Annotated in this window: 23 protein-coding genes; 12 read left to right on the top strand and 11 right to left on the bottom strand. The window is 49.5% G+C overall.

Going from position 1 to position 21,369, the window contains the following annotated elements; translation table 11 throughout:
• Positions 1-16 precede the first annotated feature (16 nt).
• Positions 17-958 carry an IS110 family transposase gene (locus tag H6750_07470; protein MCB9774152.1) on the bottom strand — a complete coding sequence of 314 codons (942 nt, stop codon included), beginning with the start codon at positions 956-958 and terminating at the stop codon, positions 17-19.
• Positions 959-1,318: 360 nt separating this feature from the next.
• Here H6750_07470 and H6750_07475 point away from each other — a divergent pair, with 360 nt between their 5' ends.
• Together H6750_07475 and H6750_07480 are read left to right on the top strand one after the other, a co-directional pair.
• Positions 1,319-2,428, top strand: a complete 1,110-nt coding sequence (locus H6750_07475) for a DNA-3-methyladenine glycosylase (protein MCB9774153.1) — start codon at positions 1,319-1,321, stop codon at positions 2,426-2,428.
• Positions 2,429-2,722: 294 nt separating this feature from the next.
• Positions 2,723-3,202 (top strand): urate hydroxylase PuuD, encoded by a 480-nt coding sequence (locus H6750_07480; GenBank protein MCB9774154.1) that lies wholly within the window; start codon positions 2,723-2,725, stop codon positions 3,200-3,202.
• A 274-nt stretch (positions 3,203-3,476) separates the two neighbouring features.
• Here the strand turns inward: H6750_07480 and H6750_07485 are convergent, their stop codons facing one another.
• On the bottom strand, positions 3,477-3,713 hold the full coding sequence (locus tag H6750_07485) for an Lrp/AsnC ligand binding domain-containing protein (protein ID MCB9774155.1): 237 nt from the start codon (positions 3,711-3,713) through the stop codon (positions 3,477-3,479).
• A gap of 257 nt (positions 3,714-3,970) precedes the next feature.
• On the opposite strand from H6750_07485, the gene H6750_07490 reads away from it, so the two are divergent.
• The 7 genes from H6750_07490 to H6750_07520 all read left to right on the top strand — a co-directional run bounded on the left by H6750_07490 (position 3,971) and on the right by H6750_07520 (position 9,286).
• Positions 3,971-4,897 carry a cobalamin-binding protein gene (locus tag H6750_07490; protein ID MCB9774156.1) on the top strand — a complete coding sequence of 309 codons (927 nt, stop codon included), beginning with the start codon at positions 3,971-3,973 and terminating at the stop codon, positions 4,895-4,897.
• 146 nt (positions 4,898-5,043) lie between these two features.
• On the top strand, positions 5,044-5,547 hold the full coding sequence (locus tag H6750_07495) for a transcriptional repressor (protein MCB9774157.1): 504 nt from the start codon (positions 5,044-5,046) through the stop codon (positions 5,545-5,547).
• The gene (locus H6750_07500; protein MCB9774158.1) at positions 5,531-5,959 is read left to right on the top strand and encodes a rubrerythrin; all 429 of its coding nucleotides are present in this window, start codon (positions 5,531-5,533) and stop codon (positions 5,957-5,959) included. Before H6750_07495 ends, H6750_07500 begins: the two co-directional genes overlap by 17 nt.
• Before the next feature lie 94 nt (positions 5,960-6,053).
• Positions 6,054-7,328, top strand: a complete 1,275-nt coding sequence (locus H6750_07505; GenBank protein MCB9774159.1) for a hypothetical protein — start codon at positions 6,054-6,056, stop codon at positions 7,326-7,328.
• Positions 7,325-7,906, top strand: coding sequence for a DUF3501 family protein (locus H6750_07510; GenBank protein MCB9774160.1), 582 nt, complete (start codon positions 7,325-7,327; stop codon positions 7,904-7,906). Before H6750_07505 ends, H6750_07510 begins: the two co-directional genes overlap by 4 nt.
• Before the next feature lie 171 nt (positions 7,907-8,077).
• Positions 8,078-8,398: an iron-sulfur cluster insertion protein ErpA gene (gene erpA, locus H6750_07515; protein MCB9774161.1), complete on the top strand. Its 321-nt coding sequence runs from the start codon at positions 8,078-8,080 to the stop codon at positions 8,396-8,398.
• A gap of 93 nt (positions 8,399-8,491) precedes the next feature.
• Complete coding sequence (locus H6750_07520) at positions 8,492-9,286, top strand: 6-carboxytetrahydropterin synthase (protein ID MCB9774162.1); 795 nt, start codon at positions 8,492-8,494, stop codon at positions 9,284-9,286.
• Between the two features lie 125 nt (positions 9,287-9,411).
• Here the strand turns inward: H6750_07520 and H6750_07525 are convergent, their stop codons facing one another.
• Both H6750_07525 and H6750_07530 read right to left on the bottom strand, forming a co-directional pair.
• The gene (locus H6750_07525; GenBank protein MCB9774163.1) at positions 9,412-9,750 is read right to left on the bottom strand and encodes a thioredoxin family protein; all 339 of its coding nucleotides are present in this window, start codon (positions 9,748-9,750) and stop codon (positions 9,412-9,414) included.
• 78 nt (positions 9,751-9,828) lie between these two features.
• On the bottom strand, positions 9,829-10,302 hold the full coding sequence (locus tag H6750_07530; GenBank protein MCB9774164.1) for a peroxiredoxin: 474 nt from the start codon (positions 10,300-10,302) through the stop codon (positions 9,829-9,831).
• Between the two features lie 394 nt (positions 10,303-10,696).
• Between H6750_07530 and H6750_07535 the strand changes: the two genes are divergently transcribed.
• Positions 10,697-13,096 (top strand): PBP1A family penicillin-binding protein, encoded by a 2,400-nt coding sequence (locus H6750_07535; GenBank protein MCB9774165.1) that lies wholly within the window; start codon positions 10,697-10,699, stop codon positions 13,094-13,096.
• A gap of 41 nt (positions 13,097-13,137) precedes the next feature.
• Here H6750_07535 and iscX read toward each other — a convergent pair whose 3' ends face one another.
• The 7 genes from iscX to H6750_07570 all read right to left on the bottom strand — a co-directional run bounded on the left by iscX (position 13,138) and on the right by H6750_07570 (position 18,655).
• Positions 13,138-13,356, bottom strand: coding sequence for a Fe-S cluster assembly protein IscX (gene iscX, locus H6750_07540; protein MCB9774166.1), 219 nt, complete (start codon positions 13,354-13,356; stop codon positions 13,138-13,140).
• A gap of 59 nt (positions 13,357-13,415) precedes the next feature.
• Complete coding sequence (dnaK, locus tag H6750_07545; protein ID MCB9774167.1) at positions 13,416-15,233, bottom strand: molecular chaperone DnaK; 1,818 nt, start codon at positions 15,231-15,233, stop codon at positions 13,416-13,418.
• Between the two features lie 26 nt (positions 15,234-15,259).
• On the bottom strand, positions 15,260-15,982 hold the full coding sequence (gene hscB, locus H6750_07550; GenBank protein ID MCB9774168.1) for a Fe-S protein assembly co-chaperone HscB: 723 nt from the start codon (positions 15,980-15,982) through the stop codon (positions 15,260-15,262).
• An 85-nt stretch (positions 15,983-16,067) separates the two neighbouring features.
• Positions 16,068-16,421 carry an iron-sulfur cluster assembly accessory protein gene (locus H6750_07555; protein MCB9774169.1) on the bottom strand — a complete coding sequence of 118 codons (354 nt, stop codon included), beginning with the start codon at positions 16,419-16,421 and terminating at the stop codon, positions 16,068-16,070.
• A 42-nt stretch (positions 16,422-16,463) separates the two neighbouring features.
• Positions 16,464-16,880 carry a Fe-S cluster assembly scaffold IscU gene (gene iscU / locus H6750_07560; GenBank protein MCB9774170.1) on the bottom strand — a complete coding sequence of 139 codons (417 nt, stop codon included), beginning with the start codon at positions 16,878-16,880 and terminating at the stop codon, positions 16,464-16,466.
• Positions 16,881-16,958: 78 nt separating this feature from the next.
• The gene (locus H6750_07565; protein MCB9774171.1) at positions 16,959-18,173 is read right to left on the bottom strand and encodes an IscS subfamily cysteine desulfurase; all 1,215 of its coding nucleotides are present in this window, start codon (positions 18,171-18,173) and stop codon (positions 16,959-16,961) included.
• Positions 18,170-18,655 carry an Rrf2 family transcriptional regulator gene (locus H6750_07570; GenBank protein ID MCB9774172.1) on the bottom strand — a complete coding sequence of 162 codons (486 nt, stop codon included), beginning with the start codon at positions 18,653-18,655 and terminating at the stop codon, positions 18,170-18,172. Before H6750_07570 ends, H6750_07565 begins: the two co-directional genes overlap by 4 nt.
• Positions 18,656-18,859: 204 nt before the next feature.
• Between H6750_07570 and H6750_07575 the strand changes: the two genes are divergently transcribed.
• A complete protein-coding gene (locus H6750_07575; protein ID MCB9774173.1) occupies positions 18,860-19,273 on the top strand; it encodes a 2Fe-2S iron-sulfur cluster binding domain-containing protein in 414 nt (137 codons plus the stop codon).
• A 217-nt stretch (positions 19,274-19,490) separates the two neighbouring features.
• Positions 19,491-21,299, top strand: a complete 1,809-nt coding sequence (locus H6750_07580; protein MCB9774174.1) for a ShlB/FhaC/HecB family hemolysin secretion/activation protein — start codon at positions 19,491-19,493, stop codon at positions 21,297-21,299.
• Positions 21,300-21,369: the final 70 nt, after the last annotated feature.

Genomic DNA, 21,369 nt, shown 5'->3' on the forward strand with positions numbered 1-21,369 from the left:
TTCAATGTCAACTCGCCTAACTACGTATCTCTACCCACTTCGTCTTATGCTGGACCATTGCATTCAGAATTGTCAGCAACTTTCGCATGCAGGCGACCAGCGCCACTGTTTTCCGTTGGCCCGCCATGAGGAGCCGGGAATAGAAGACCGCAATTACCGGATTGCATTTGGTGGCCACGAGTGTCGCCCTATACAGTGCCGTGCGCACAGGGGCCCGTCCGCCCCAACCCGTTCGATGCCCGCGCCGGGTGCCACTGTCCTGATTAAAAGGCGCGATTCCTACGAGGGCCGCAATTGGCCGACGGGACAAGGTCCCCAACTCCGGCAGATCGGCCAGCAGGGTCCGACTCAGCACAGGGCCCACGCCGGGCACACTCTGCAGAAGGTCTTCGTGCTCCTGCCAGACGGGACTTTGCCGGATCGTCGTGGTGAACTCGGTATCCAGGGTAGCCAATTGGCGCTCCAACCAACCGAGATGCTTCTGCATGCTCTGGCGAATGGGTGGTGGGGCCAGGTGCCGGCGATGTTTCTCATCGGTGATCATCGCCACCAGTTGTCGCCGACGGGCCAGCAAGGCGGCCAACGCCGCCGTGGCTTGATCGGGCTGGGCCCGCAGGGCGGGTGGCACGCGAGCCGCAAAGAGAGCCAGCAGGCGGGCGTCCATCGCATCGGTCTTGGCCAACTGCCCCGTCGCTTTGGCAAAGGCGCGCACCTGCCGCGGATTGACCACAATGATCGGCAACCCCGCGTCCACCAACAGGCGCACCACGAGCTGTTCATATCCGCCCGTGGCCTCCACCACGATCCGAGTAGGCCGCACGCGATGCAGCTGCGTGAGCAGGGGCTGCAGGCCGGCCTCCGTATTGTCGACGGGCACAATCGGCTCGGTGGGCGAGAGCGCCACATCCCGTTTGGCTTTCGCCACATCAATGCCTACACAGGACGGTGTCAGTTCCATCAGGACCTCCTCCCGGTTCATGCCTCCCGCGAACGCGCCCAGCCTTGTCGATACGGGCTTCAATGGTCCAGGCAACTGTACGGGCTGAGATGGAGGCGGAGCCTGACGCACCAAGCTTACAACCGGTCTTCTCTGACCAAAGGGGAGTCGGGCTGTCAGGCTCCAGGGTGAATCAAGAGACAACCATCGTCTTTGAGATTCTTTCATGATACAAGGGGAGGTGTAGGTGGGGTAGAGTTTCTCCAGAAGAAGTCAGAGGTATCAAGTTTTTGAAACCTGCGTTAGTAGCCGGAAGTCTCTACCTCAACTAGCCCTCCTTACCTAAGGAGGGAAAAACTTAATCAATTTGATCAAGGGCCCATGACCACACAAAAAGGGAAATCAGCCTTTCTTCCGATACGCCGTCGGCTTCGTTCGAACCAAACCCCGGCCGAACAATTGCTCTGGTCAAAACTTCGCGGCTATCAAATCCAGGGGCTCAAATTTTGTCGACAACATGGAATCGGACCTTACATCGTAGATTTCTTTTGTCCAGAACGCGCGTTGGTCATTGAAGTTGATGGGGATGTACACGCGACAGAAAATACAATAAAGAACGATCGACTACGGGAAACCCATTTACATTCTTTGGGGATCATGATTGTTCGTTACAACAATGAGGAGGTTCTAGGCAATTTGGATGGAGTCTTAGAAGATATAACCTTCCAAATAACCAAAAGCTCTACCTCCCCTAACCCCTCCTTACAAAGAAGGGGAAGGCAAAACGATGACTCTACTTCGAAATTCCCGCCAGTTATCCACCATAGACCTCGGACCTCTCTTACCAATGAGCGAAATCAAAATTCTTTCTCCTTGAGCCCAGTTCGGCAACGTGAAGATACTCCGAACCCTTTACCGCGTATGTTTTTTGAGCGGCCCACATTGAAAGTCGCAAGAGAATTGCTGGGAAAGGTACTGATCAAACAGACGCCCAACGGAATCATCCAGGCCAAAATTGTGGATACGGAAGCCTACGTGGGACCGGAGGATCGGGCCTGCCATGCCTCCAAAGGCCGGACGAAACGGACAGAAATCATGTTTGGCCCTGCCGGCTTCACCTATGTGTATCTGATTTATGGAATGTATCACTGTCTCAATATCGTGACTGAACAAGAGCAATATCCTGCCGCAGTTTTAATTCGAGGACTGGAAATCTTGGGAGGAGATCACCCGCCCGATTTGCCCAGGCGCATCGACGGTCCCGGCCGGGTTTGCCGATTCTTAGAAGTGAATCGCACGCATAACGGACTGGATGCCACAGTCGGCACCACACTTTGGATCGAAGATCATGGCCTAGCCGTTTTGCCAAAACAGATTCAAACTCTGCCTCGAATTGGCATAGACTATGCGGGCGAATGGGCGAACAAATTGTGGCGGTTCTGTCTACCGGCTTCGACTCCCCCAAAATCACGTCGAGTCACCCCGAAGTAAATGCTTTCGAATCCTTTTGCCGGATATCTTGAACAAGATAGCCGGTCTACGTTAGGCTAGGTCACCAGATACATGTTGGCTACGTTCCATAGTCCACATGACACAACCCGCTTCTCATTACGACGAACAATAAAGGAGGAAGACAATGGGCAATCCGCTCGATACGATCTCTGGCACCATCACTGCTGGTTTTGTATTGACTGTGGTCCTGTACGGCCTGGTCAAAATGCTGGTGTGACACCTCATCACCTCCAAAAACATCATTACTCAACCTAACGAATACGAGGACATTTTATGGAAAGTTTATTAGCGTGGGGGCATTTCCTCGCGGGTATTACCTGGATTGGAATTCTCTACTACTTTAATTTCATCCAAGTGCCATTTCTCAAAGTCGTCACACCCGAAACCAAAGCTGAAGCCTTTAAACACCTGGTGCCCAATGCGCTCTGGTGGTTTCGCTGGGGAGCTCTATTCACCTGGATATTTGGTGCCGCCTTACTGATGAATCAGCATCGTATGGGAAGTGCATTTATGCTACAGGGACCGGATGCCGTGATCGGCATGGGCGCCTGGCTCGGGACCATTATGTTGCTGAACGTGTGGGGAATCATTTGGCCCAATCAAAAGAAAGTCCTTGGGCTCAAGGAAGCCACACCTGAAGAAAAAGCCAAGGCCGGACGGATGGCACTCCTGGCGTCCCGTACGAATACCATGCTTTCCATCCCAATGTTATTTTTCATGGCCAATTCCGGCCATGCGTCCGGTTTGTTTTGATCTCGATTATCCCTTCCTAATCTCAGATCAAAAATCTGGATTTCAACAAAAGCCGGGGTCAAAAGACCCCGGCTTTTTCTATACAGCACCCTTGTTTTTTTCGTGGCTCACTAGAAGGACATGGAGGGATTGTCTGCACCAGGAAGCAACAGCCCACAATCCGGAGCAACAATAGCTAGGCTCCATCTAACCCAGAATCCTCAATTCGTCCTGGGGACTGGCTCCAACTTCTTGAGTCCGTCCCCCGCTTCTAGGGCAAGGATAATGGAAGCAACTAATCCTGGACGACGATATGCGTGTCGGTTTCTTCCACTCCGGGGATGGTGTGAATCTTGGCCATGATGAGGTTGGAGAGCGCGCGGTCATCAGGCGCATTGACCAGACCAAAGATATCAGGCTGACCGAAACAGGCATGAGCTTGTTCCACCCCAGAAAGGGCTTTGAGGGTCTCTAAAACATCTTGGACTTTTCCGGCTTTAACTTTCATGAGAATATACGCTTTGGCTGCCATACACACCTCCTTGATGAATGCGAATCAGATTTCGGTGATCAACAGTGAAATTGATGTGGGTGCACAAAGGACATAATCCATATTGCTTTGCCCAGCGAAGTTGAAAGTACATTTGTACCATAGATGGTTGGTAGCTTCCATTCTCTTTCCCCCTCTCCCAAACAGCCCAGGCAACCAAAAAGAAGTTGCGGACGCTCTGCCTTCCTCAGGTAGGATGAGCAATTATTTCTCCCCATTCTTTTCACCTTCAAGGAAATATTGTGGCTTTGCGTATTGTGTCGTTAATTCCTAGCGGGACAGAAATGGTCTGCGCATTAGGTTGCCGTGCCCAGCTTGTCGGCCGGTCACACGAATGCGATTTTCCTACGGACATTACCTCTCTTCCTGTTTGCACTCAAGCCATGGTGGATAGTAAGGGAACGAGCCAAACTATTCATGTTCAGGTTTCCAAACGCCTTCAGTCAGCCCTTTCCTTGTATGAGGTCTTGGTCGACCGGATGCAGGACTTACGTCCGGATGTCATCGTAACCCAAATCCAGTGTGAGGTGTGTGCCGTGAGCGCTGATGAGGTGCAGCGGGCCCTTCGCGACTTGATAGGAATGTCACCCACGTTGATTTCCTTGGGTGCACAGGACTTATCAGGGGTTTGGGACGATCTGACCAGAGTAGCGGACGGCTTAGGACAGCAAGCTGCAGGAGAGGCATTTCTGAAATTGGCCCACCAACGCATCGGCGATATTGCGGACCGATCCCAACAACTTACTCCCCCCACTGTGGCCTGCATCGAATGGATGGAACCGCTGATGGCTGCCGGCAACTGGGTACCCGAACTGATTCATTTGGCGGGAGGGCAATCAATGTTTGGACAGCGGGGAACACACGCTCCATGGGTAACCTGGGAAGCCTTAGCCGCTTCGGATCCGGATTTCCTGGTCTTGATGCCTTGTGGATTTTCCATGGCTCGCATTCAGGAAGAATTGCCGGCCATGACATCACATCCATTTTGGCCACAATTACGAGCAGTGCAAAATCAGAAGGTATACTTGACGGATGGGAACCAGTTTTTCAACCGCCCTGGGCCGCGCCTCGTTGAATCCCTCGAAATTCTGGCAGAGATCTTTCATCCCACCCATTTTGAGTTTGGGCACCAAGGCCAGGGATGGCGGCAGTGGGTTCCTGCATAAGGTTAAATACCTTGAGAAGGCGATTCACGGAAGCACGTCTTCCCAATTTCGTTTTTGCTTGGCTTTCTTCTATGCAGCCGGCGTACTCCGATTGACCGTCTCATGAGGGTTCTGTTAAATAGTAACTATTCCTAAACAGGAATAATATGGAAATTTCTTTTCATGACATCAAGCAAAAGTTTCAGGGATGCGGATTAAAAACGACTCCCCAGCGAACAGCAATTTATGACGCACTCCTCCGCAGTACCACTCATCCGACAGCCGAAGAGCTCTTTGCTGAAGTCGCTCCGAAATTTCCCATGATGTCTCTAAACACTGTCTACTATACACTTGGGGCTTTGCGTACCTGCGGGTTGATTCATGAAGTCAATATTGGCCATACCCGGGCTCGCTTTGATGCCAATCTGTCTCCCCATCACCATTTGATTTGCTTGGGGTGCCAGGCCATTGTCGATGTCGTCGATCCCCGACTCAATTGCCTGACCTCCCCTGCCGGCATTCCCAAAGATTTTGAAATTACGAGTTATCAGGTCGCTTTCCGTGGACTTTGCGGCTCTTGTCGCCGCCAAACGGAGCGCTCCATCAACTATTCATCACCGGGGTTACACCCCACAACCGTCAAAGGAGGACTTCATGGGAAAAGCTCTTAAAGGCACAAAAAGCCACGAAAATTTAAAAGCGGCATTTGCCGGTGAATCGCAAGCGAATCGACGCTACTTATATTTCGCCCGGCGGGCCGACATTGAAGGCTATACCGATATCGGCGGCCTGTTTCGTGATACCTCGGAAGCTGAGACCGGACATGCGTTTGGTCACCTGGACTTTTTGAAGGAAGTCGGTGACCCTGCCACCGGTGTGCCGATTGGCAACACCGAAGCCAACTTAAAAGCGTCAATTGAAGGTGAGACCTATGAATATACCCAGATGTATCCCGGCATGGCAAAAACCGCTCGTGATGAAGGCCTTGAGGAACTCGCAGAATGGTTTGAGACGTTAGCCAAAGCTGAACGATCCCATGCGAACCGGTTTACGAAAGGGCTGGAATCCCTAAAGCAGAGCTGATAGCTCCGGCATTATGACACACGGCGGCGGTCGATCATAACGGCTGCCGCCCTGCATACACACTTTCACAGACTCTCAAACGAAGCCAAAACCTGTGGCAAAATTTGACCTTATTACTCCAGGCTGGACGCGGTCTCAACTCGAAACCGAGACTCGCCGCATTTTCGATGTCTGTGACGGGTGCCGACGATGCTTTAACTTATGCCCGTCGTTCAATACCCTTATTGACCGGATTGATGAGTATGAGAGCGACTCAACGCAGTTCACTGCGCAGGATTTCACGAAGATTGAACAGGAATGTTACTACTGCAAACTCTGTTTCAACCATTGTCCCTATTCTCCTCCCCATCAATACGATCTGGATTTTCCCAGGCTCATGGCTGCCTGGAAAAAACAACGTACGGCTGAAGGTGGGACCTCATGGCGCGACAAGCTCCTAATTCAAACCGATTTGATCGGAAAACTGGGAAGCCTGACCGCTCCACTGACCAATTGGGCCCTTCGCACACCGTGGCTTCGAAGTCTGGTTGAGCGTATGGTCGGAGTGCACAAAAACCGCCAAGTCCTTTCGTTTCAATCCCAGACCTTTACCCAATGGTGGGATCAGCGGAAGTCAGCTCCCGCACGGGCCCACAGCCAGGGCAAAGTCGCCTTCTTCCCGAGTTGCCTGGTGACATATCAGGTAACTGATATTGGAAAAGCTGCCGTACAAATTTTGGAGAAAAACGGCATTGAGGTCGTGGTACCTCCGAACCAGCAGTGCTGTGGGATGCCACGGTTTGACGTGGGTGATACCGATGGAATGGCCAAGATTGCCGAGTCTCAATATCGACTCTTTGCGCCCTATCTCGATCAGGGATATGACATTGTCATTCCAGCACCCAGTTGTAGTCTGATGTTCAAACGGGAATACCCTTATCTCAAACCCACACCTGAAATGAAGCAATTGAGCGAGCGCACGTTTGATCTTTGCGAATATTTAATGCGGCTAAAACGGGAAGGCAGGCTTTCCCTCGATTTTCAAGCTAATCCTGGACGCGTGGCGTATCAAATTCCCTGTCATTTACGTGATCAGAACATCGGATTTAAATCCAAAGAATTGATGGAGTTGACCGGCGCCACGGTTCATCTGATCGAGAAATGTTCCGGACACGATGGAGCCTGGAGTGCCAAGACCGAATTCTTTGATCTCTCGATGAAAATCGCCAAAAAAGCCGTGAGAGAAATTCAAGAGGAGCCATTCGACGTCGTCGCCTCCGATTGCCCCCTGTCGGCACTACAACTGGACCAAGCACTTCAAACTGCACCAACTCAATCGACTCTTCATCCTATTCAAGTCGTTCGTAACGCCTATGGATTAACACCATGAAACTGCTCACACCGCAAGATCTCCTCCCGGCTGCTCAATATGAGGAAGAACGCTCCGCCATTCGGCAAAAAATTATTGCCCTTAAAAAACGGCGCCGTATTTCTGTAGGAGAATTCGTGACACTCGTATTTGAAAATCGGGAAACCCTGCTATTTCAAATACAAGAAATGATTCGCATTGAGCGCATTTTTGATCCGGGGAAAATTCAGGAAGAATGCGACGTGTACAATGCCCTCCTCCCAGATCGAAATGAATTGAGCGCAACCCTGTTTATCGAAATTACCGATTCCGAAAACATTCAACCGCTGCTGGATTCCTTTAAGAATATCGACGAGGCCAATACCGTGGGACTCAAGATTGGCGATACCACAGTTTTTGCAAATTTTGAGGCCGGCCATAGCAAGGAAGATAAAATCAGTGCCGTGCATTTTGTACGATTTTCCACCACCCCAACCTTTCGAGACCTCCTGACCCATGAGGAAATCCCTGCCTTTCTGACTATCCTCCACCCTCACTATCGTACAGAAGCCCCAGTTTCTCAGGAATTGAGGCAGGAATGGCTAAAGGATCTCGAGTGATTCATCATTTTGCCGTGCTTGATTCCCCAACCTCGCAGCTTCTCTATAAATTGACAAGATTAAAAGTCGTGCTTTAAGATGTAAGCTCAATGGTGGATTATTTTCAACCGATTGAAAGGAAAGATGAATCTACAAAAATAATGTGATCATAAGGAGGAGGATACAACGACTATGGTAACAATTACCCCGATCGCAGAGCAGAAAATTAAGGAACTGATTAAGGAAGAAGAAAATTCTGTCGGTTTACGCATTTACGTCAAAGGCGGCGGATGCAGCGGCTATCAATATGGAATGTCTTTTGAAGATAAAACCAGCGATGATGACACAATCATCGAAAAAGGCGACGTGAAGGTCATTGTGGATTCCCAAAGCGCCCCGATGCTCAGCGGCGCGGAAGTGGATTACGTTGATAGCCTGCAAGGGTCGGGATTTGCCATCAAGAATCCTCAAGCGAAGTCCACCTGTGGATGTGGAAGCTCATTCTCGACCTAAAAACATTCTTTCAGAATCCTAACCAATTAGGGCTGGACTTGGACTTCCATAGGTAACCAAGATCCAGCCCTTTTTCTTTTCCAGAGAGACCTCATGCCTAAAGCAACCCTCACCAAACGTCTAGAGTTTTGCTCCTCTCACCGCTACCACAATCCTGAATGGGATGACGCCACAAATCGTGAAGTTTTTGGTCTTTGTAATAATGTCAATACCCATGGCCATAACTATTTATTGGAAGTCACCCTGCAGGGGGATATCGACCCAGTCACAGGGATGATCATCAATTTATATGACTTAAAAATCATTTTAAATCAGGTCCTGGAACAATTTGATCATAAAAACTTAAATCTTGATACCCCGTATTTTTCCAAGAAAATTCCCACGACCGAAAATCTCGCAGTCACCCTTTGGCACATTTTGGAAAAACATCCAGACCTCCCTAATCCGGATACACTTCGTCTTTATGAGGACGAAACCCTTTATGCCGAGGTGAATACGAGTTTCATGGATGGTGCCCTCCAACCTGCTAACGGATCATCGGCCATCATCGCTCGGCACTATGCGTTTTCGGCCCTGAATCAATCCAGGGCGGGTCATACCCAAGGGCATGCTTATGATCTGTGGATTGCCACTAAGGGCCAAATTTCCAGCGACACCGGGCAGGTTATGAATTTACAGACTCTGGATCAAATCGTCAGATCCCAGATTCTGGCACGATTTGACCAGCGAAATATAAGCCAGGATCAGGCCTTTGCCAACACTCCCGTTACAGACTCCGCAATTGCCAAAATCATCTGGGAAACACTCCAGCCCCACTTCCACACCCCTCCCCTATATCGAGTCTCCGTGAGCCAACAACCAGGTGCCGTGGCTGTCCATACTATATAGCCTGAACCTGAAAGCACCGTCATGAAGGCGTGCACCAACTCAATCAGAATACCCTGTTAGCCGAAAAACCCTCTGCAGGCGCCGGACGAAACCAGGATCGGGGGAGGTTTCTCCCAAAACAGAATTTAGGGTTGGATAGAGAACGACTGCCGAATCAAGTCGGCCAATTCCGTGGGTTCTAATTTTCCCTCTTTGGTAAGCACAAGGGTTCCGTTGGAAAAGAAATGGGTGGTGGGATAGGTTTCAAATTGATGTCGCTTTTTAATGGCACGGCACCGACCCGGAACGTGCATTTTAGCCTTTCCAAATCGCACATTCGAATACTGTTGAGCAATGTCCGCAAGAACAGGATCATAGGCTTTACAAGGTTCGCAGGTCGCAATGCCATAGGCTACAACCGCAGCTGAAGCCTCAGTAAAGCCTTCATAATTGTCATCGTTCACATCTTCAACAATACCGGACATCACAGCCTCGCTGTCAAAAATTACAGGCCGAAGGGGTTGGATGAAGTTCCAACCCCTTCGGTCAGAGCATCTTCTTGATTATTTCAACTTCTGCAACGCTTCCAAAATTTCTTTGTCGTCACGAGCGGTTTTGATATCTTGAACTTTCGCATAGGCCACTTTTCCATTTTTATCCACGATGACGGTAGCCCGCTTTGAACAATTCAACGGCTCAAAATACAATCCATAGGCCTTAGACACCGTCCGATGCATATCGGCAAGTAATTGATGCTTAAGATCTAAGGAATCCGCCCAAGCTTTGTGGGAAAAAAAGCTATCACAGCTGATGCCAAAAATTTCGGCATTGACTGATTCAAAATTGGGAAAATCATCGGTCAAACATTTATTTTCTCCGGTACAAACCGGGCTCCAATCCAGAGGATAAAATGCCAGAACCACGTTCTTCTTTCCGCGATAGTCGCTGAGCTTAATATCCTTTTGATCTTGGTCTTTTAATGTAAAATCGGGGGCTACATCTCCGACCTTCACTTCTGGGGCAACATCTGTGGACATAATGACTCTCCTTCGTTGTTATGGAAATGCCGAAAATTCACTTGACCTTTGGTGGTACCATGGGGTGAAAAAGTTTGTCAATCTGGCAGAAGCCCTACAGAATTGTCCATTTAGCCCTAACGAAATTCCTCTCCGGAGGTAGCTTGCTGAGCCCAAAAGCCGCATGGGGCTCAAATCTGCTATCTTCCTCACACCAATTTTCACCACCTCTCATCCTAACAGCGCTGACATATGCCATGGCGGCATACTCACCGTCCAGCCGGAATAAGATATCGATCTTGTGTTTTGGCCTATCTCAGGGTATCGTAAATAAAAGGCCAGTGAAATCTTCTTCCTCCTTGATACCATCCAAAATCTTCCCAATTTCTAGGTCATTGTTGGTCACGCATTCCTTATGAGTAAATTTCAGACGTTTTTTTCCACGCTACGCGGCTGGTCCTGGCTTCGAATAACGATGATCACCACGTTTCTTGCCTTGTGTGTCGGGGTAGGAGGTCTTGCGGGAATTCTCTGGATTGCAACCCGTGACCTTCCCACATTCGATTCCTTTCAGGACTACCATCCGAGTTTAGTATCGAGAGTCTATGCAGATAACGGTGAACTCATTGGGCAATTTTTCATTGAACGTCGTCTGTATACCCCCATCGACAAAATTCCCAAAGCCTTCACACAAGCGGTCATTGCAACAGAAGATACCCGTTTTTTTGATCATCCTGGGCTGGACATTGTCGGCATCGGCCGGGCCGCCTGGACCAATCTCAAAAAAGGTGGTCGGTTTCAAGGCGCGAGCACCATTACCCAACAGTTAGCCAGAGCCCTTTTTCTTTCTCCCGAACGGACGTATCAGCGAAAAATCAAAGAGCTCATTCTCGCAGTAAAAATGGAATGGGTATTGACCAAAGAGCAAATTCTTGAAATGTACTTAAACCAGATTTATTTCGGTCACGGCGCTTATGGAGTGGCCGCCGCCGCCTTAACCTATTTTGATAAAAACGTCTCGGATTTAAGTCTTCCTGAATCGGCATTTTTGGCTGGTCTTCCTAAAGCTCCAAACACCTATTCTCCCTATCGAAACCCGGATCTGGCTAAATCGCGCAAAGAATTGGTCTTAGGGCGTATGGTAGAAGCCGGATATATCACCAACGAGGAGGCGCAGGCCGCCATGGCCACAACCCTAGCCTACCGCCACCAATCCATAGAACCGATTGCGGCCTATTTCCTGGAAGAGGTTCGTCAGCACTTGGTGGATCGGTACGGAGAAACCCTCGTGTATAAGGGTGGACTGCGAATCTACACCACCCTAAACATTGCCATGCAGAAAATCGCGGAAGAAGCGGTTCGTACAGGACTCCGCCAATTAGATAAACGTCAAGGCTGGCGAGGACCGATTGAACATATTGACTTTTCCAAAGATTTCACGCCTCCCGATACTTTTCCGGAGCTACAGAGTCCGAAGGCAGCTCTTGTCCATGGCCTGTACCGAGCGCTTGTGACCAACGTGACCAAACAATCTGCTCAAATCCTGATTGGAAATACCTATAAGGGTTCTATTCTTTTCGAGGATATGCGATGGGCCCAGCGGCGATTGGAGAAAAGCGGAGATGTGGGAACAGCGGTCGTCCGCGATAAAGCTTCTCCCCTCCAACTCCTAAAGGTCGGAGACATTATTGAGGTCGCCCCGAAAAATGGCACTGTCGAGTCGGGCGAATTTGTCTTAGAGCAAACTCCGATCGTGGAGGGCGCCCTCATCGCCATGGATCCGAGGACAGGCGCCGTGCAATCAATGGTGGGAGGGTATGACTTTACTCGAAGTCAGTTCAATCGTGCAGTGATTGCCCGTCGACAACCCGGTTCCGCCTTCAAGCCACTCATTTATGCCTCGGCGCTTCAACAAGGCCTGACACCGGCAACCCTGATTCTCGATGCCCCCGTCGTCTATGAAGACGAGGATTTAGACCGGGTATGGAAGCCGGAAAATTATGAAAAACGCTTTTTTGGAACCATTACGCTTCGTGAGGCCCTCCGCCATTCCCGCAACGCCGCGACCGTCAGGTTGCTTGAACAAATCGGAGTTCCCGAGGTCGTCAATATTGCCAGTAATCTGGGAATTCGAAGTCCGCTCAGCCAGGACCTCTCTTTAGCCTTGGGATCCTCCAGCGTAACCCTCCAAGAAATCACTTCCGCGTATGGCGTGTTTGCGAATCAGGGTTTGTGGCTTGAGCCTTACCTGATTACACATGCCAAGAACCTCAACGGGGAAATCCTGGAACAACACCAGTTCGAACCGAGACAGGCCATGACCAAGGAAAACGCCTACTTGATCACCAACATGCTCATGGATGTCATTCAAAGCGGAACCGGAAGACTCGCCAAATCTATTGGCCGTCCATTGGCAGGTAAGACTGGAACCACAAATAGTTACAACGATGCGTGGTTTGTCGGATATGCCCCGAATTTGGCGACAGGAGTATGGGTGGGATTTGATGGGGTTCGAACACTCGGCAGATTGGAATCCGGAGCACATGCGGCCCTGCCAATATGGACCAAGTTTGTTGATCAAGCGCTGCTACACTCGCCGGTTATGACCTTTCCTATTCCTAATGACATTCAATTCGCCCAGATCGACACCACGACGGGTGACCTGCCGTCCAAGACCAGTCGAAACATCAGTACGGAAGTTTTTCGTAAAGGAACGGAACCAGGAAAAGCGGCTCCTCAAAAGGCGAACCCTATGGATTTTTTTGAGTTCGACCGGTTGAACTCGGATTCATCCAACCAGCTTTCCCCGTTTTGATAGAACTCTTCAGCAGGCCCATTACACCCTATCGCGTGTTCTCAGGACTGGGCATCCTGATACTCTTCATACCAGGCCATTTGAATGGCCTCCAGTTTTTTTTCATTGGACGTTTTGGGATCGTCCTTAAATTCAGGAAGGGCAACCACCCACGCATGTAAATCCGTAAACCTGACCGTTAATGGATCAAGGTCGGGATGCTCCTCCTGCAGCCGAATAGCAATGTCTTCCGTATTTCCCCACATGAATTCCTGAGCCATGATTTCTTCCCCTTGGATGAATGGGTTTTGCCCATGCCGAAAGTCTCCCTGTTGAGGGATTATTTAATGACGTCAGATAATTTCTTACTTTCAAGAGCTTCTTTCAACGTGGCATCCATCAACACTTCGGCCAAATGGTGCGTCGTCTTTTCAACCTCAGTAATTTTCGCACGTATGACACGATGATCGTCCCCGTCTTTCACTTCACTAAGCTGCCGTAAAATCTGACGAATGCCTTCCGCTTCCTTTTCTTGAATTAAATTCGCGGCGCGCCCCAGAGCTTTCTCGGTCGCCACGATGATCGCATTGGCTTCATTCCGTGCTTCTATAATCTGACGGGCTTTGATATCTTCGGTGGCAAATTGGAACGAATCACGAACCATCCCTTCCACCTCATCGTCGGTCAGTCCATGAGAAGGCTTCACCTGAACCGATTGCGCCTCCCCCGTCCGGATATCTCTAGCCGTCACCTGTAGGATCCCATTGGCATCAATGAGAAAATTGACTTCCACGCGAGGGACTCCTGCCGGCAAGGGTGGAAGCTTTAATTGGAAGCGGGCCAAACTTCGATTGTCTTTAACCAATTCCCGTTCTCCCTGGAGGATATGAATATCCACCGAGGTCTGCCCATCGACATAGGTCGTAAACATTTCCTTTGCACTGGTTGGAATCGTGGTATTTCGACGGATCAGCGCACTCATGACCCCGCCCATCGTTTCGATTCCCAATGACAAGGGAGTCACGTCCAGTAACAACAGGTCTTTGGTATGCCCGCCTAAAATATCAGCTTGAACTGCCGCCCCTAACGCGACAACTTCGTCAGGGTTCAGTTCAGAGTGCGGCTTCTGGCCGAAGAGTTCTTCCACTTTTCGCCAAACCAATGGCATGCGGGTATTCCCGCCGACCAGGACCACTTCATCAATCTGACTGGCGCTTAAGCCTGCATCTTTGAGGGCAAGCCGACAAGGCCCAAGGGTTCTTTCCACCAAACCCATCGTTAACGTTTCCATGCTCTCCCGCGTCCATAACTTTTCATACGTCGAATTGGGAAGCTCTATCACCGCCTGAGCTTGGGTTTCATCCGACAACCGGATTTTGACACGCTCCGCCTCTAACCGAACGGTTTGCATTAAATCCGGATTCTCCCCGACCCTAAGGCCTTGAGTTTGAAAAATATCCTCTACCATCACATCGACGAGCAGTTGATCGAAATCATCTCCCCCTAAATGGGTGTCTCCATTCGTCGCCAGGACTTCAAAAATTCCATCTTTTAACTTGAGTATAGAGATATCAAACGTCCCTCCGCCCAGATCATAGATCGCGATCAGACCTTGTGTTTTTTTCTGCAGGCCATACGCTAAGGAAGCGGCTGTCGGCTCATTAATGATGCGCAGGATCTCTAATCCGGCAATCATACCCGCATCTTTGGTGGCTTGCCGTTGACTATCATTGAAATACGCCGGGACAGTCACCACGGCCTTGGAGATGTCTTCCTTTAAATAATCCTCGGCTCGCCGTTTTAATTCTTTCAGAATCATGGCGGACACTTGAGGGGGAGAAAAGGTTTTTTCTCCCATTTCAATTCGAATGACCCCGTTTTTTTCATGCAGCTGATAAGGAAAATACTTCAGGTCGTCCTTCACGTCGGCCAGCCCCTTGCCCATAAACCGCTTCACGGAATAAATGGTGCGGGAAGGATCACGAATTAAATGAGCTTTGGCCGGCTCTCCCACGATCATCCCATTATCAGTTAACCCGACGATGGAAGGGACTTTGGTTTGCCCGTCCGGGCCGGGGATGACATGAGGCCCATCCTTATCCATAAAGGCAATTAACGAGTTTGTCGTTCCTAAATCTATACCAACAATGCGACTCACAATATATTCCTTTTAACTGATGATGATTAGCCCGTGGTTTCGAGCAAATCGTTGACCATATTCCGCACGTATGTTCGATTAGAAAGGATTTCCTGCATAGCGCGCAAAATAGAATTTTTTTCTTCACGCGCCTCCCCTGGAAGAGGAGTGCGTGCTTGCAACTGATCCCATTGTTTGAACTGACCCTGCAGGGACTCTTCCATTTCAGCCTGGCGTTTCTCCAAACGCTCTCGTTCGTCCTGCAACTTTTTCCGAAGGGCCTCAAGCTCAGGTGACGCGCCTTGGGGAGCCAGTTGTCGGAATGTTTCCAAATCCTCTTGCAGCTCAAGAACTTCTTCAAACAAATCCGCCGGGGGATTCGATCGAATATCTTTCACCGCTCCAGCCTCCAACCGGATCAAATATTCCGCCCGCTGAATGGGATCCTTGAGTGTGCGATAGCCGGCATTCAGAAATGCGGAATTGCCTAAACTAATGGCTTTTTCCGATTCATCTTTGGTGGAATAAAAATCCGGATGGAAAGTACGACTTAATTCATAAAATGTCTGTTCCAATTGTTGTTCGTCAATGTTCAACAGACGAGGGAGTTGAAAGCAGGCAAAATAATCCAAGTCCTTTGAAAGCGGCTGAACCTTGACGCATTGCCCACAGAGGTACTCTCCCGTGACTTCAGACTGGCAGTGCCAGCACATACTGCGGGCCATGGGAAGTTCCCGGGCCTTTGTCGCGGTTGAATGTTGATGTTCCATGATTTTCTAGCTCTGACGACTCGGGCATGGGGAACTTCCCCATGCCCGAGTTGTTACATCACTATGTGATTGAAAAAGATTGGACTTATGCTGAAAACGACTCTCCGCACCCACATGTCTTCGTGGCATTGGGATTAATAAATTTGAAAGCACCACTCACCATGTCCTTTTGATAATCCAGGGTCATCCCCTGGAGATAAATGGCGCTTTTGGCATCCACGATCACTTTGACACCATCTACTTCGGTAACGGTATCAAACTCCCCGATCTTGTCATCGAAGTTGACGGTATAGCTCAACCCCGAACAGCCGCCACCCTTAACTCCCAATCGAAGACCACCTTCAGTAATTCCCTGAAGGTCCAATAACCGCTTGACCTCTTTCAACGCCTCATCGGTCATGACAACCGTTGAATTGCTTTCCGTGGTTTTTGTATCCATCACCATTTCTCCCTGCAACAAATCATAAACGGTTCCTTGAGCTTAGGATGAGGTCGTGGCTCCTTCCGACTTAAGCTTTTTCTCTCCCGATTTTTTCTGGTAATCCCCCAGGGCCGCTTTAATGGCATCTTCCGCCAACACTGAACAATGGATTTTGACAGGTGGGAGATTTAATTCATGGACAATATCCGTATTCTTAATTTTTTGAGCATCCTCTAAGGTTTTCCCCTTGAGCCACTCGGTTGCCAAACTGGAGCTGGCAATGGCCGACCCACACCCAAACGTCTTGAACTTGGCATCCACAATAGTGTCGTTTTCGACTTTAATTTGGAGTTTCATCACATCTCCGCATTCCGGAGCTCCGACAACACCCGTTCCGACATCGTCTGCATCTTTTTGAAAACTTCCCACATTACGGGGATTGTTGTAATGATCAATGACTTTTTCACTATAGGCCATGAACTATCCCTCCCTTTGTTGTATGGTATGACATTGTGTTTTTTAAAATCATGGTGAATATATCTGCAGTCGTATCAATTAATGGGCTGCCCATTGAACGCTTTTCAAATCGACCCCTTCCTTGGCCATCTCATAGAGCGGGGACATTTCGCGTAGATGCGTCACAGCCTTGATCATTCGGTCAATGGTGTATTCCACCTCCTCATCGGTATTAAATCGACCGAGCCCGAAGCGGATCGAGGAATGGGCCAAATCCGATCCAACTCCCAAGGCACGCAACACATAGGAGGGCTCAAGTGTGGCCGACGTACAAGCCGAACCCGACGACAGCGCAATTTCTTTGACCCCCATGAGCAACGCCTCTCCTTCGACGTACGCAAAACTAATATTGAGATTGTTCGGCAACCGCTCCGTCGGATGCCCGTTTAAATAGACCTCATCCATACCCTTCATAATGCCTTCTTGAAGGCGATCGCGCATCTTGGCCATACGAACAGACTCTGTTGACATCTCCTGCTCGCATAGTTCGCAGGCTTTCCCGAATCCGACAATGAGCGGCACCGCCAAGGTCCCCGATCGCATCCCCCGCTCATGACCTCCACCATACATCATCGCCTCCAACCTCACTCTCGGTGCCTTACGTCGGACATATAAGGCCCCCACGCCTTTGGGACCATAAATCTTATGGGCGGTAAAGGACATCAGATCAATTCCCATTTCCTGAACATTCACAGGAATTTTCCCCACCCCTTGCGTCGCGTCACAGTGGAAGAGGACACCTTTTTCTTTTGCGACTTTTCCGATGGCCGCCACTGGATTGATGGTACCGATCTCATTGTTGGCCATCATAATCGAAATTAAAATCGTCTGGTCGGTAATGGCATTGCGTACATCATCAGGGCTCACCATGCCGGCTTTATCAACAGGAAGGAAAGTGACTTTGATACCCTTCTTTTCCAGATATTTCGCCGTATCAATCACCGCCCGGTGTTCCGTCGAACTGGTAATGATATGATTTCCCTTTTCCCGGTACATTTCGACCACGCCCTGCAAGGCGAGATTATCCGATTCCGTTGCCCCACTGGTAAAAATAATTTCTTTGGCATCGGCGTGGATTAAATGCGCAATCTGGTTTCTGGCCACTTCCACCGCCTCTTCGGCTTCCCATCCGAAACTATGATTCCGGCTGGCCGCATTCCCGAATTTCTCAGTGAAGAAGGGGAGCATCATTTCAAGCACCCGAGGATCGCAGGGGGTCGTTGAATGATTATCCAAATATATAGGCAACTTCATAATTGAACTCCTTTTGTTTTACGAGATTCCACAATGATTAAGGGGGGCTCGGCCATCATATCTTCAATAGACATGCTACTGAGCAAATGAAAAATACTTTCTTGGACGCGCAACAGAGGCGTCCGGATATTACAATGTTCAATTTGTTCACAAGAGGCATGTTCATCTTTTTCATGGTAACAATCGGCGATCCCCAGTGGTCCTTCAATAGCTTCCAGAACTTGCGCAATGGAAATTTCCCGTGGCTCACGTGCCAGGAGGTAGCCTCCCTTTGGTCCGTTTTGACTTTCAACCATGTCATATTTAGCCAAGGTTTGAAGCACTTTGGCTAACAACTCCAGGGGAATATGATGTTCCTCAGCGATTTCCTTGGTGTTGACGACCCTATTCGGATTAAAAGGACTGGTTTCTCCTGATCGAACCATGGCCATGTATTGGAGAGCCATCAGGGCATAATCTGCTTTTTTCGAAAGCTTCAGCATAATTAAGTAAAAGTATTTTTAGTGTTTATCTGGCCATAATGCCGACTTATATGATCGGGTTTAACATATCATTGACCTCTTGAGTCAGTCAAGACTAAAATGGTCGGAGATCCATTTAGTCGGAATTAGTAAGTACAAAAATAATCGACCACGAGCTATTTTTGAAAAATCATTTTTAAAACATTGATTTATAAGGAGAATTAAATGGGAGGCAGCAATCCATATATTGAGAAAAGCGAAACCGCAGTCGCGAAGAAACCATTCAAACTGACCTTTATTACACCTGAAAAGCCCATTGAAATTGAGGTTGACCCGGAAAAATTCCCTTACGGGGAGACAGGATTGCCTGGGAGCATCCTCGATATCGCGTTGGGAAATGGCATAGATGTGGAACATGCATGCGGCGGAGTCTGCGCCTGCTCGACCTGTCATATTATTGTGAAGCAGGGACTGGACACCTGCAACGAGGCCACGGATGACGAAAATGACCAATTAGATGAAGCTCCAGGGCTTACCCTGCAATCAAGGCTGGGATGCCAGTGCGTCCCGAACGGGGAAAAAGACCTCATCATTGAAATCCCGGCATGGAATAAAAACCTTGTCAAAGAAAGCCACTAAGGGAACACGGTTGTTTACACGAGACAGGGAATGAAAAGTATGTTCTCTTTCACCCTCTCTTTATTTTCCCATTCGAACTTCTTGAACAATGAGGGCCACCCTCAGGAGGGTCCATTACCAGACCTCATCGGGAATCAAATAAGTTCCTAGCAATTATTGACTTCTTCCTGTATAAAAAACCCTGACAGCAGACAACCTCTTCTACCGAATGCCATTCATGGCAGCGAGGAATGCGTTGTTTGGTTCAAGGTCCCTCTCACAGGCATCCGTCAAACGGATTATCCGGGTCGTTGGTATTGGAAAAGGACTGCCTGTTTTCCTCATCCTATCTTTACAATTTTTTCCGGGAGTAGGACAGGATAAACAACTCTACGCGCAGGTCCAGCCAGGATTTGATCCCACCGGACGGTTCGGCCAACACCCGCCTTTAGAGAAAAAAACCGAGCCTCTGCCCCCAAAGCCTGCCCCCGATATCACACTGCCTCCGGTGGAAACCATTCCTGAATTGAAAGGGGCCCCGCCTCAGATTCGGGTTATGATCCGGAAAATTCAGGTTGAGGGGAGCACTGTCTTTTCAGCGGAAGAACTGGCCAAAGTCACAGCCCCATACGAAAACAGAGAGTTGTCCACCAATGATCTGGAGGAACTGCGCCGGGCCTTAACGTTGCTCTATGTCAATAAAGGATATGTAAACTCCGGAGCGGTGATTCCCGACCAGACACTTCAGAATGGAGTCGTCACCATTCAGATTATTGAGGGAAAACTGACGGACATTCAGATCGAAGGCACCAAATATTTTCTACCCTTTTATTTTGAAGACCGGATTGCCCTGAGCAGCGGACCACCGCTCAACATCAATCCGTTGAAAGAAAAGCTCCAACTCCTTCTTCAAGACCCCCGCACGGAACGATTAAACACGGAGCTGAAACCCGGCCTGAAACCAGGCGAGGGTGTCCTCCATGTGCAAGTGGAGGAAGCGTCACCCTTCAATGCCTGGATAGAATTCAACAACTTTCAATCCCCAACCGTTGGCGAGTCGCGGGGTCTCGGCAATATCGCTGTGCAGAACCCGTTTGGATTGGGCGATGCCTTTCGCTTTACCTATGGCCAGTCCAAAGGATTGCAGCCTCTCATCGAAGCCAATTACATCATCCCGCTCACGGCACGGGATACCACCCTGGAGCTGAATTTCCGGTTCAATGACTTTAACGTCGTCACAAAACCATTCGATGATCTGGACATTAAGACCAAGTCCCAAATATACAAAATCGCCTTGCGTCAGCCCGTCTATCGCACACTCAATGACGAAATTGCCCTTTCCCTCATCGGAGAACACCTGGAAAATCAAAGTTTCCTGGGCGGAACGGGATTTTCCTTCCAGCCTGGAGCCACGAGCAACGGCAAGGCTATCGTGTCAGCCCTCAGATTCGGGCAGGAATGGATTCACCGGGAATCCAATCAAGTTCTCGCGGTTCGATCCCGGTTCAGTGTGGGATTGGACGTACTGAATGCCACCAACAATAAACAAAACTCGGATGATCCGGACGGGGAATTTTTTGTCTGGTTAGGCCAGGCTCAATATGTCAGACGGATAGATCCTCTCGGCATCGAATTTCTCGGGGGCCTGACCTTGCAGATTGCCAACGACAGCTTATTCGCACTGGAACAATTTGCCGTCGGCGGCCGGTACAGCGTCCGGGGGTACTGGGAAAATTATTTGGTGCGGGATAATGCGTTTCTGTTCAACCTAGAGTCCCGAATCCCGATGTTCCCCGACTTTTTCGGTCCAAAGGTGTCGGTGGCACTGGCCCCCTTCATTGATGTGGGGCGGTCATGGGAAGCCAAACGCAATACGCCCGATCCGCAGACCCTGGCCAGTATTGGCACAGGAATCCGACTGTCCTTCTTCAATCGGGCACATGCCAGTCTGTATTGGGGACAGCAGTTAAATCACGTGCAGGATCCTCCCGATGGAGGGGTACAGGATCAGGGAATTCATTGGGAATTTGTCCTGGATATTTTGTAGCCCTTCTGAATAGAGAGGCATTCAAGAGGCAGCCGTTTTTTCGAAAAAGCCAATGGGATTTTTTTTCAAC

Source organism: Nitrospiraceae bacterium (assembly GCA_020632595.1).
Lineage (GTDB): Bacteria > Nitrospirota > Nitrospiria > Nitrospirales > UBA8639 > Nitrospira_E.

What these genes read in the sequence shown, in the direction of transcription:
- H6750_07555 (MCB9774169.1), bottom strand. Translation starts at nt 16,421, where the DNA reads ATGGATACAAAAACCACGGAAAGCAATTCAACGGTTGTCATGACCGAT.
- H6750_07570 (MCB9774172.1), bottom strand. Translation starts at nt 18,655, where the DNA reads ATGCTGAAGCTTTCGAAAAAAGCAGATTATGCCCTGATGGCTCTCCAA.
- iscX (MCB9774166.1), bottom strand. Translation starts at nt 13,356, where the DNA reads ATGGCTCAGGAATTCATGTGGGGAAATACGGAAGACATTGCTATTCGG.
- hscB (MCB9774168.1), bottom strand. Translation starts at nt 15,982, where the DNA reads ATGGAACATCAACATTCAACCGCGACAAAGGCCCGGGAACTTCCCATG.
- H6750_07530 (MCB9774164.1), bottom strand. Translation starts at nt 10,302, where the DNA reads ATGTCCACAGATGTTGCCCCAGAAGTGAAGGTCGGAGATGTAGCCCCC.
- H6750_07475 (MCB9774153.1), top strand. Translation starts at nt 1,319, where the DNA reads ATGACCACACAAAAAGGGAAATCAGCCTTTCTTCCGATACGCCGTCGG.
- H6750_07565 (MCB9774171.1), bottom strand. Translation starts at nt 18,173, where the DNA reads ATGAAGTTGCCTATATATTTGGATAATCATTCAACGACCCCCTGCGAT.
- H6750_07480 (MCB9774154.1), top strand. Translation starts at nt 2,723, where the DNA reads ATGGAAAGTTTATTAGCGTGGGGGCATTTCCTCGCGGGTATTACCTGG.
- H6750_07485 (MCB9774155.1), bottom strand. Translation starts at nt 3,713, where the DNA reads ATGGCAGCCAAAGCGTATATTCTCATGAAAGTTAAAGCCGGAAAAGTC.
- iscU (MCB9774170.1), bottom strand. Translation starts at nt 16,880, where the DNA reads ATGGCCTATAGTGAAAAAGTCATTGATCATTACAACAATCCCCGTAAT.
- H6750_07510 (MCB9774160.1), top strand. Translation starts at nt 7,325, where the DNA reads ATGAAACTGCTCACACCGCAAGATCTCCTCCCGGCTGCTCAATATGAG.
- H6750_07520 (MCB9774162.1), top strand. Translation starts at nt 8,492, where the DNA reads ATGCCTAAAGCAACCCTCACCAAACGTCTAGAGTTTTGCTCCTCTCAC.
- erpA (MCB9774161.1), top strand. Translation starts at nt 8,078, where the DNA reads ATGGTAACAATTACCCCGATCGCAGAGCAGAAAATTAAGGAACTGATT.
- H6750_07500 (MCB9774158.1), top strand. Translation starts at nt 5,531, where the DNA reads ATGGGAAAAGCTCTTAAAGGCACAAAAAGCCACGAAAATTTAAAAGCG.
- H6750_07580 (MCB9774174.1), top strand. Translation starts at nt 19,491, where the DNA reads ATGGCAGCGAGGAATGCGTTGTTTGGTTCAAGGTCCCTCTCACAGGCA.
- H6750_07495 (MCB9774157.1), top strand. Translation starts at nt 5,044, where the DNA reads ATGGAAATTTCTTTTCATGACATCAAGCAAAAGTTTCAGGGATGCGGA.
- H6750_07525 (MCB9774163.1), bottom strand. Translation starts at nt 9,750, where the DNA reads ATGTCCGGTATTGTTGAAGATGTGAACGATGACAATTATGAAGGCTTT.
- H6750_07575 (MCB9774173.1), top strand. Translation starts at nt 18,860, where the DNA reads ATGGGAGGCAGCAATCCATATATTGAGAAAAGCGAAACCGCAGTCGCG.
- H6750_07470 (MCB9774152.1), bottom strand. Translation starts at nt 958, where the DNA reads ATGGAACTGACACCGTCCTGTGTAGGCATTGATGTGGCGAAAGCCAAA.
- H6750_07535 (MCB9774165.1), top strand. Translation starts at nt 10,697, where the DNA reads ATGAGTAAATTTCAGACGTTTTTTTCCACGCTACGCGGCTGGTCCTGG.